Here is a 9,584-nt window from a genome sequence, read left to right on the forward strand (position 1 = left end):
GTCGTACGTCGAGCAGTGGGCCGCCGCCCTCGCCACCATGCCGCGCAACGCACCCGTCCCACGCCGGCTGGTCGAGCAGGTGCTGTCGCTGGCCCGCGACCTGGTGGCGGACCGGGGGAGCACCGGCACCCTGGTCCACGGCGACCTCCACTACGCCAACGTGCTGGCCGCCGACCGCGAGCCGTGGCTGGCGATCGACCCCAAGCCGATGGACGGCGACCCCCACTACGAGCCGGCGCCGCTGCTGTGGAACCGCTGGGACGAGCTGTCGCTCGGTGGGTGGTCGGTCCGCGACGGGGTGCGCCGGCGCTTCCACGCCGTGGTGGACGCGGCCGGCCTCGACGAGGACCGGGCGCGCGACTGGGTGGTCCTGCGGATGGTCCTCAACGCGCACTGGTCGGTGCAGGACGCCGAGCGCGCCGGCCGCGGCCTCGACGCGGAGGAGCGGGAGTGGATCACCCGCTGCATCGCGATCGCCAAGGCGGTCCAGGACTGACCGGCGGCGGGACGGGGTGGCCGCAACGGGGACCTTCGGCGCCATGTCCGGGCACATCTGCCCTGCTCCGAGCCCGGTGGGCTGGGTACGAAGGAGGTAGGTCGTTCCCACCCGGAGGTGCGCGATGCGCAAGAAGGTCCTCGTCCTCGGCACCAACTTCGCCGGACTCACGGCGGCGCTGGCGGTCCGCCACGAGCTGCACGGCGACGTCGACGTCACCGTCGTCAGCCCCGACCGGAAGTTCCTCTTCACCCCCAGCCTGATCTGGTTGCCCTTCGGCAAGCGCGACCGTGACGACCTCACCTTCGACGTGGTGCCCACGTTGGAGGACCACGGGGTCCAGTTCGTGCTGGCCGCGGCGACCGCGGTGGACCCGGTCGCCCGCCTCGTCACCCTCGACGACGGCCAGGCCCTCGGCTACGACCACCTCGTGATCGCCACCGGCTACCGCAACCAGGACGACGTGGTGCCCGGCTTCACGGAGAACGCGCACACGATCACCACCCTTCCCGAGGCCGAGCGGACCGCGCTGGCGTGGCAGAAGTTCCTGGACAACCCCGGCGACGTGGTCGTGGCCGCGACCCAGGGCGCCGGCTGCTTCGGCGCGGCGTACGAGTTCCTCTTCAACACCTCCCACCAGCTCCGCAAGGCCGGGCTGCACAAGGACGTGAAGCTCACCTACGTCAGCGCCGAGCCGTTCCTCGGCCACTTCGGGATCGGCGGACTGCCGCACGGCGAGGCGCTGCTCGGGATGTTCCTCAAGAAGGAGGGCATCGAGACCCGCCTGGCCACCCCGATCGACCACGTCGACGACGGGGCGCTCGTGCTCGGCGACGGCGAGGTGCTCCCCTTCGCCTTCGCCATGGTGGTGCCGCCGTTCCTCGGCCAGGAGTTCCTCGCGGGCAGCCCGGACCTCGTCGACGCCAAGGGCTACGTCCGGGTCCGGGACACCTACCAGTCCGAGGCGTACGACGACGTGTACGCCGTCGGCGTCGCGGCCGCCGTGGACGTGCCGTGGCAGACGCCCACGCCGGTGGGGATCCCCAAGACCGGATACCCGACGGAGACGCAGGCACACGTGGCGGCGAAGAACATCGCCGCGCAGGTCCGGGGGGAGGAGCCGCGCGAGCACAAGGAGTTCGGCGACATCCCGGCGATCTGCGTGATGGACGCCGGCAACAACGGCGTCATCATCCTGGCCGACAAGATGCTGCCGCCCCGCAAGCACGGGGTGCTCATCCCCGGCCCACAGGCCCACCTGATGAAGCTGGGCTTCGAGAAGTACTTCCTGTGGAAGATGCGCAACGGCTACACCCAGCTCCCGTGAGGCCGGAGCGGGTCCGCGCCGCGCGCACCCGCAGGGGTGGGGGCGACCAGTCCGCGAGTTTGCTACCGCCGCGTAACCGGGTGATCTAGGTTACTCCCCAAGCACCGTCAGTCCACCCGATTGAGCCCGCAACCGAGTGACACAGGGAGTCCCATGCCCATCCAGTACGACGAGAGCTTCGTCGACAACCTCAAGCCCAACGTGGCGGTCCTGTTCCTGGACCGTGTCGAGAAGTCGCCGTCCAGCGAGGCGTTCCGCTACCCGAAGGGCGACGCCTGGGAGTCCATCACCTGGCAGCAGGCCGGCGACCGGGTCTCGGCGCTCGCAGCCGGGCTCCTGTCCCTGGGGCTGGAGTCCGAGCAGCGGGTGGGGATCGTGGCGAGCACGCGCTACGAGTGGATCCTGGCCGACCTGGCCGTGATGTGCGCCGCGGGTGCCACGACCACGGTCTACCCGAGCACCAACGCCGAGGACACGGCGTACATCCTGAGCGACTCCGAGTGCCGTTTCGCGTTCGCCGAGGACGACGCGCAGGTCGCCAAGCTGCGCGAGCGCAGGTACGAGCTGCCGCACCTGGACAAGGTCATCACCTTCGACGGCGAGACCGACGGTGACTGGGTCATCTCCCTCGACGACCTGGCCACCCTGGGCGCGAGCCACCTCGCCGAGCACCCCGGCGTCATCGCGGAGAAGGCCGCCGCGATCGCGCCCGACCAGCTCGCCACCCTGATCTACACCTCCGGCACGACCGGGCGCCCCAAGGGCGTGCGCCTGCGCCACCGGGCGTGGGTCTTCGAGGGCGCGGCGATCCAGGTCCAGAACATCCTCGACGAGAGCGACCTGCAGTTCCTGTGGCTGCCGATGGCCCACTCGTTCGGCAAGGTGCTGCTGTCGGCCCAGCTGGCGTGCGGCTTCGCCTCCGCGGTGGACGGGCGCGTCGACAAGATCGTCGACAACTGCGCGACCGTGAAGCCGACCTTCATGGGTGCCGCGCCGCRCATCTTCGAGAAGGCCTACGGCCGCATCCAGACGATGCAGGCCGCCGAGGGCGGCGCCAAGGAGAAGATCTTCAACAAGGCGTTCGAGGTCGGCCTCAAGGTCGAGGGCCTCAAGCGCGAGGGGAAGTCCGTCCCGCTGCCCCTCAAGCTCCAGCACGGCCTCTTCGACAAGCTGGTGTTCAGCAAGGTCCGTGAGCGCTTCGGCGGACGGGTGCGCTTCTTCATCTCCGGCGCGGCCGCCCTCAACCGGGAGATCGCCGAGTGGTTCAACGCCGCGGGCATCGTGATCCTCGAGGGCTACGGGATGACGGAGAACTCGGCGGGAGCCACCGTCAACCACCCCGACGACAACCGCATCGGGACCGTCGGTCGGGCGCTGCCCGGTGCGGAGGTCAGGATCGGCGACGGCGACGAGGTGCTGCTGCGCGGACCGCACGTCATGGAGGGCTACCACAACCTGCCCGAGGAGACGGCCAAGGCGCTCGACGCCGACGGGTGGCTGCACACCGGCGACAAGGGCTCCCTCGACGCCGACGGCTACCTCACCATCACGGGCCGGATCAAGGAGCTGTTCAAGACCTCGGGCGGCAAGTACATCGCCCCGCCGGCGATCGAGTCCAAGTTCAAGGCCATCTGCCCCTACGCGAGCCAGTTCATGGTGTTCGGCGACGAGCGCAACTACGTCGTCGCCCTGGTCACGCTCGACCCCGACGCGATGGTCGGCTGGGCCGCGGAGAACGGCATGGAGGGCGCGTCGTACACCGAGGTCGTCCGCAGCGACAAGGTCCAGGCGATGGTCGGCGGGTACGTCGACGAGCTCAACACCCGCCTCAACCGCTGGGAGACCATCAAGAAGTGGGAGCTCCTCGACCACGACCTCACCGTCGAGTCCGGTGAGCTCACCCCGTCGATGAAGGTCAAGCGCAACGTCGTCGAGGGCAACTACAAGGACACGATCGACCGCATGTACGCCTGATCGCTCGGATCCGGGCCAGTCCTCGGACCCGGGCCACGGCCCCCTCACAGGAGGCGCACAGCAAGGCGACGCTGAATGGGTGTCGGTGGGAGACCACCGGCACCCGTTCGCGTTTCCGAGGAGATCTGATGAGCCACCGCCACGACCACCGCCACGACCACCGCCACGACGAGGTCCACGAGCACGACCTCGGCCTCCAGCACGACCTGGGCACGTTGCGCCGTCGCGGGCTGGGCCGCCGGGGGATGCTCGGCATCTTCGGTGGCCTGGGGGTCGCCGCGGTGGCCGTGGGGTGCGGCGCAGACACCTCGTCCACCGCCGGCTCCTCGGGCTCGGCCTCCTCGACCCGTCCCGAGCCCCCGGCGGGCGAGATCCCCGAGGAGACGGCAGGCCCCTACCCGGGCGACGGGTCCAACGGCCCCGACGTGCTGAGCGAGAGCGGGGTCGTCCGCTCCGACATCACCGGCAGCTTCGGCACCGCGACCGGGGTGGCCGGGGGTGTGCCCCTCACGTTGCGCTTCAAGGTCTACGACCTGACCGGCGAGGACGCGGAGGTGCTCGCCGGTGCCGCGCTCTACGCCTGGCACTGCGACCGGGACGGGTCCTACTCGATGTACGACGGCGACGCGATGCAGGAGAACTACCTGCGCGGCGTCCAGGAGACCGACGCGGACGGCTGGGTGGAGTTCACCACGATCTTCCCGGGGTGCTACGCCGGCCGCTGGCCGCACGTGCACTTCGAGGTCTACGAGTCGCTCGACTCCGCGACCAGCGCCACCACCAAGCTGCGGACCTCCCAGCTCGCCTTCCCCCAGGACGTCTGCGAGGACGTCTACGCGACCGAGGGCTACGAGGACTCGGTGGGCAACCTGGCCGGCGTCAGCCTGGACTCCGACGGGGTCTTCGCCGACGGACACTCCCTGCAGATGGCGAAGGTGACCGGGTCGGCGGCCGAGGGCTACGTCGCCACGCTCAACGTCCCCATCTGACCGTTCCCATCTGATCGGGGTGGTCCGGTCCCGGGACCCGCCGGAGGCACCGTGGTGACAGGATGGCGGCGTGCCTCCTGCTCAACCCGTCGGTGCCCCCGCACCCGAGGACGGGTCCATCCCCGACGACGCCTACGCGGAGCTCGGTCGACGCCCCTTCGGGCTCTACGTCCACGTCCCGTTCTGCACGGTGCGCTGCGGCTACTGCGACTTCAACACCTACACCGCCGAGGAGCTGGGGGACACCCGCGGCGCCTCCCGGTCGACGTACGCCGGCGCGGTCATCGACGAGATCCGGCTGGCCCGCCGGGTCCTCGGTCACCGTGACGTCCAGATCGAGACGATCTTCTTCGGCGGTGGTACGCCGACGCTGCTGCCACCCGCCGATCTCGGCGCGGTCATCGCGAGCGCGGCCGCGGAGTTCGGGCTGGCCGACGACGTGGAGATCACCACGGAGGCCAACCCCGACAGCGTCGCGGCGTGGGACCTGGAGGAGCTGCGCTCGGCGGGCTTCAACCGGATCAGCTTCGGCATGCAGTCGGCCGTCGACCACGTGCTCGCGGTGCTGGACCGCACCCACGACCCGCTGCGGGTGCCCGCGGCCGTGGAGTGGGCGCGGGCGGCGGGCTTCGACGAGGTCAGCCTGGACCTGATCTACGGCACGCCGGGGGAGTCGATCGCCGACTGGGAGACCAGCCTGGACGCGGCCCTGGCGTGCGAGCCGGACCACGTGTCGGCCTACTCCCTGATCGTGGAGGAGGGCACCGCGCTCGCCCGCCGCGTCCGGCGGGGGGAGCTGCCGATGCCCGACGAGGACGACGCCGCCGACAAGTACCTCCTCGCCGACGAGCGGCTCACCGCCGCCGGGCTCGAGTGGTACGAGGTGTCCAACTGGGCGCGGCGGCCGCAGAGCCGGTGCCGCCACAACATGCTCTACTGGACCGGCGGCCACTGGTGGGGCGCCGGTCCCGGCGCCCACTCCCACATCGGCGGCGTGCGGTGGTGGAACGTCAAGCACCCCGCGGCGTACGCCGACCGGCTGGCCGCCGGCCAGAGCCCGGCGCACGGGCGCGAGATCCTCACCGACGCGGACCGCCGGTTCGAGCGGATCCTGCTCGAGATCCGGCTGCGTGACGGGCTCCCGGTGCTGGCGCTGGGGCGTGCCGGACGGGGCGAGGTCGCGCGGCTGGTGGAGGAGGGGCTCGTCGAGCTGCACACCGAGCGGCTCGTCCTCACCCGCCGCGGTCGGCTGCTCGCCGACGCGGTCGTGCGTGACCTGACCGCCTGAGACATCTCCCCTTGCCGCAAACGGCTACGGGGCTTCGGTCACGAAGTCGATGAGCTCCTCGACGCGCCCGAGCAGCGTCGGGTCGAGGTCCTCGAACCCGCGCACGCCACCCAGGATGTGCTTCCACGCCATGGCGATGTCGGTCTGGTTGCGGTGCGGCCAGCCGAGCTGCTGGCAGGTGCCGGTCTTCCAGTCGATGGAGCGTGGCACGTCCGGCCAGCGCTCGAAGCCGAGCCGCTGCGGCTTGACGGCCTGCCACACGTCGATGAACGGGTGGCCCACGATCAGCACGTGCTTGCCGACCTCGGACTTCGCGATGTTGGCGGCGATCCGGCTCTCCTTGGAGCCGCGGACCAGGTGGTCGACGAGGACCCCGACCCGGCGCTGGGGCCCGGGCTTGAAGTCGCGCAGGTGGTCGGCGAGGTCGTCGACGCCGCCGAGGTACTCCACCACCACGCCCTCGATGCGCAGGTCGTCGCCCCAGACCTTCTCGACCAGCTCGGCGTCGTGGCGGCCCTCGACGAAGATGCGGCTGGCGCGGGCGACGCGGGCCTTGGCGCCGTGGACGGCGACCGACCCGCTCGCCGTACGCGTGGGCCTGGCGGGACCGCCGGACCGGGCGGGCGGCACCAGGACGACCGGCCTGCCCTCGAGCAGGAAGCCGGTGCCGAGCGGGAACGTACGCCGCTTGGCGCGCCGGTCCTCGAGGGTCAGGGTGCCGAGGTCGCGGTCGACGGCGACGATCTCGCCGCACCAGTCGGTGGTGACCTCCTCGACGACCAGGCCGAGGTCGGCCGGGGTCTCGGTGGCGCGGCCGTTCTTGGGCTTGCGCCAGTCGGTGGCGAGGACGTCGGAGCCGTAGCGGTCTGCGGGGGAAGGCACCGCGCAACGCTAGGTCGCGGTCGCGGCGACGTGGTGGTGCCACGCCGCCGCGGGTCGCGATGGGCCCGGCTCAGCCGCTGATGCCGGCGCCCTGGGCGCCGTCGCCGCTGACGGACTCCGGGTCGGTGTCGTCGGTGGCCTTGTCGGACCCGTCCTGGGTGCTGGGCGTCTCGCCCGAGGACTCGTAGGTGCCGGGGGTGTCGTCCTGCGTGTCGTCCATGCCGAGCTCGTCGGCGTCCTTGGTCGCCTCGTCGTCGGGGTCGAGGGGCTCGGCGAGCGGGTTGTCCTCGCCGGGCTGCAGGTCCTCGGGGAGCTTGTCGTCGGAGACGCCCGCGAGCTGCTGGTCGTCGGGGGACTGGGTGCCGCCCTCGTGGTCGGCGTCCGCCTCGCTGGTGGTCGCGCTGGCCTGGGGGAGATCGCTGGATTCGCTCATGCGTCGTTCCTACGCCAGGTCCGGGTCGCCGTACACCCCCCAACAGAGGTTCAGATGAGTGGAAGCCGTTTCTGGCTGCGGGGCAGGTGCTCGTAGCCCAGCCGCACGGCCGAGGTGAGCAGCGCCTCGTCCCACGGCCACTCGCCCTCCTCGAGGGCCCGGCCGACGGGCACGCCGCGGCCGGCGAGGTCGCGGATCGTCTCGGCGATGATGCCCAGCTCGGTGCGCTGCTCCTGGACGTAGTCCTGGTCCACGACGCGGCCGTGCCCGGGGACCACCACGGTGTGGTCGGTCGTCAGGCCCAGCACGAGGTCGAGGGTGAGCGGCCACTCCAGGGGAAAGGAGTCGTCGCCGATGAACGGCTTGTCGGACTCCTCGACCAGGTCGCCGGCGATCATCACGTCGGCGTCCGGCACGCGTACCACCAGGTCACCGGCGGTGTGGCCGCGGCCCGGGTGGATCAGCTCGACCGCGCGGTCGCCGAGGTCGAGCGCGACGGCCGACGAGAAGCCGTGGGTGGCCGGGCGCAGGATGGTGTCGAGGATCTCCTCGGCACGCGGCCGGTCGCCGACCTGCTCGGGGTCGGGACGTGCCCCCGCACCCCGCATCTTCTCGAGGGCGAACTCCGTGGCGTGGATGGGGACGTCGCCGAGGCCGGTCACCATCACGTCGTTGCCGAACCAGTGGTCCCAGTGGTCGTGGGTGTTGACGAGAGCCGTGATCGGGCCRGCGCCGAGGCGGCGTACGACGTCGGCGACCTCGCGCGCGGCGCGTGCCGAGCCGTGGGTGTCGACCATGACGAGACCGTCGGAGCCACCCACCAGGGTGATGTTGACGTGCATCCACGCGTGGTGCGCCACCCACACCCGGGGGGCGACCTCGACGATCGACGTCTCGCTGGTGTCAGTCATGGGATCGACCCTAGTAGGCTTGGCACTCACGCACAGCGAGTGCCAGACGGACGAGGAGGACGCGATGGTCGAGGACCGCAGGCTCGCCGTCCTCCGCGCGATCGTGGAGGACTACGTCGCGACCGAGGAGCCGGTGGGTTCCAAGGCCCTGGTCGAGCGCCACAGCCTCGGCGTCTCGCCGGCGACGGTGCGCAACGACATGGCCGCCCTGGAGGACGAGGGCTTCATCCACCAGCCGCACACCAGCGCGGGCCGGGTGCCGACCGACAAGGGCTACCGGCTCTTCGTCGACCGGCTGACCGGCGTCAAGCCGATGAGCGCGGCCGAGCGGAGGGCGATCACCACCCTGCTCGACGGTGCGGTCGACCTCGACGACGTCGTACGCCGCTCGGTGCGGCTGCTGAGCCAGCTCACCCGCCAGGTCGCGATCGTGCAGTACCCCACCCTCTCGCGCAGCACGGTGCGTCACGTCGAGCTCGTCTCGCTGACTCCCACCCGCGTGATGGTGATCCTCATCCTCAGCACCGGGCGGGTCGAGCAGCGGCTCGTCGAGCTCGGCGCCGGGCTCACCGACGAGCAGCTCGCCGACCTGCGCACCCGGGTCAACCGGGCGGCCGCGGGGGAGCGGATCGCCGACGCGGCCGCGGCGCTCGGGCGGCTTCCCGACGAGGTCCTCCCCGAGACGGCCGCGATCACGCGCGACGTCGTCACGGCCCTCGCCGAGGCGATGTCCGACCACCGCAGCGACGAGCGGGTGGCCGTCGGCGGGGCCGCCAACCTGGCCCGCTTCGGCGACAACTTCGACACCGCCGTCCGACCGTTGCTCGAGGCGCTCGAGGAGCACGTGGTGCTGCTCAAGCTCCTCGGCGAGGCCACCTCCGGCGACGCCGTGACGGTGCRCATCGGCCACGAGGGCCCCTACTCGCAGCTCTCCTCGACCAGCGTCGTGGCCACCGGCTACGGCCCCGCAGACCAGGCCTTCGCCACGCTCGGCGTGGTCGGCCCCACCCGTATGGACTACCCCGGATCCATGGCTGCCGTGCGCGCCGTCGCACGGTACGTCTCCCGGATCCTCGACGAAGGACACCAGTGACCCAGGATCTCTACGAGCTGCTCGGCGTCTCCCGTGACGCAGACGACGCTGCCATCAAGAAGGCCTACCGCGGCCTCGCCCGCCAGCTCCACCCGGACGTCAACCCGGACCCGGCGACGCAGGAGAAGTTCAAGGAGGTCTCCCGCGCCTACGAGGTCCTCTCCGACCCGCAGAAGCGGTCGGCGTACGAC

At 71.3% G+C, this 9,584-nt stretch carries 10 protein-coding genes; 7 read left to right on the plus strand and 3 right to left on the minus strand.

Annotated features, from left to right (window positions below; genetic code table 11):
• From ACXJKL_RS06975 to hemW, 5 genes are all read left to right on the plus strand, one after another.
• On the plus strand, nt 1–496 hold a 496-nt coding region (locus ACXJKL_RS06975; protein WP_457206333.1), incomplete at its 5' end, for an aminoglycoside phosphotransferase family protein.
• Between the two features lie 124 nt (nt 497–620).
• Nucleotides 621–1,823: an NAD(P)/FAD-dependent oxidoreductase gene (locus ACXJKL_RS06980; RefSeq protein WP_457206334.1), complete on the plus strand. Its 1,203-nt coding sequence runs from the start codon at nt 621–623 to the stop codon at nt 1,821–1,823.
• A 153-nt stretch (nt 1,824–1,976) separates the two neighbouring features.
• A complete protein-coding gene (locus ACXJKL_RS06985) occupies nt 1,977–3,797 on the plus strand; it encodes an AMP-dependent synthetase/ligase (protein ID WP_457206335.1) in 1,821 nt (606 codons plus the stop codon).
• Nucleotides 3,798–3,925: 128 nt separating this feature from the next.
• Nucleotides 3,926–4,786, plus strand: a complete 861-nt coding sequence (locus ACXJKL_RS06990; RefSeq protein WP_457206336.1) for an intradiol ring-cleavage dioxygenase — start codon at nt 3,926–3,928, stop codon at nt 4,784–4,786.
• A 70-nt stretch (nt 4,787–4,856) separates the two neighbouring features.
• The gene (hemW, locus tag ACXJKL_RS06995) at nt 4,857–6,074 is read left to right on the plus strand and encodes a radical SAM family heme chaperone HemW (protein WP_457206337.1); all 1,218 of its coding nucleotides are present in this window, start codon (nt 4,857–4,859) and stop codon (nt 6,072–6,074) included.
• Nucleotides 6,075–6,098: 24 nt separating this feature from the next.
• Here hemW and ACXJKL_RS07000 read toward each other — a convergent pair whose 3' ends face one another.
• The 3 genes from ACXJKL_RS07000 to ACXJKL_RS07010 all read right to left on the minus strand — a co-directional run bounded on the left by ACXJKL_RS07000 (nt 6,099) and on the right by ACXJKL_RS07010 (nt 8,300).
• Nucleotides 6,099–6,956 carry a DUF3097 domain-containing protein gene (locus ACXJKL_RS07000; protein ID WP_457206338.1) on the minus strand — a complete coding sequence of 286 codons (858 nt, stop codon included), beginning with the start codon at nt 6,954–6,956 and terminating at the stop codon, nt 6,099–6,101.
• A 70-nt stretch (nt 6,957–7,026) separates the two neighbouring features.
• Nucleotides 7,027–7,389 carry a hypothetical protein gene (locus ACXJKL_RS07005; RefSeq protein WP_457206339.1) on the minus strand — a complete coding sequence of 121 codons (363 nt, stop codon included), beginning with the start codon at nt 7,387–7,389 and terminating at the stop codon, nt 7,027–7,029.
• Between the two features lie 50 nt (nt 7,390–7,439).
• Complete coding sequence (locus ACXJKL_RS07010; protein ID WP_457206340.1) at nt 7,440–8,300, minus strand: MBL fold metallo-hydrolase; 861 nt, start codon at nt 8,298–8,300, stop codon at nt 7,440–7,442.
• A 64-nt stretch (nt 8,301–8,364) separates the two neighbouring features.
• Here ACXJKL_RS07010 and hrcA point away from each other — a divergent pair, with 64 nt between their 5' ends.
• Nucleotides 8,365–9,393, plus strand: a complete 1,029-nt coding sequence (gene hrcA / locus ACXJKL_RS07015; RefSeq protein WP_457206342.1) for a heat-inducible transcriptional repressor HrcA — start codon at nt 8,365–8,367, stop codon at nt 9,391–9,393.
• The coding region (locus ACXJKL_RS07020; protein WP_457206341.1) for a DnaJ domain-containing protein at nt 9,390–9,584 on the plus strand (195 nt) is incomplete at its 3' end. The genes hrcA and ACXJKL_RS07020, both read left to right, overlap by 4 nt.

The sequence above is a fragment of the Nocardioides sp. P5_C9_2 genome, from assembly GCF_054049555.1.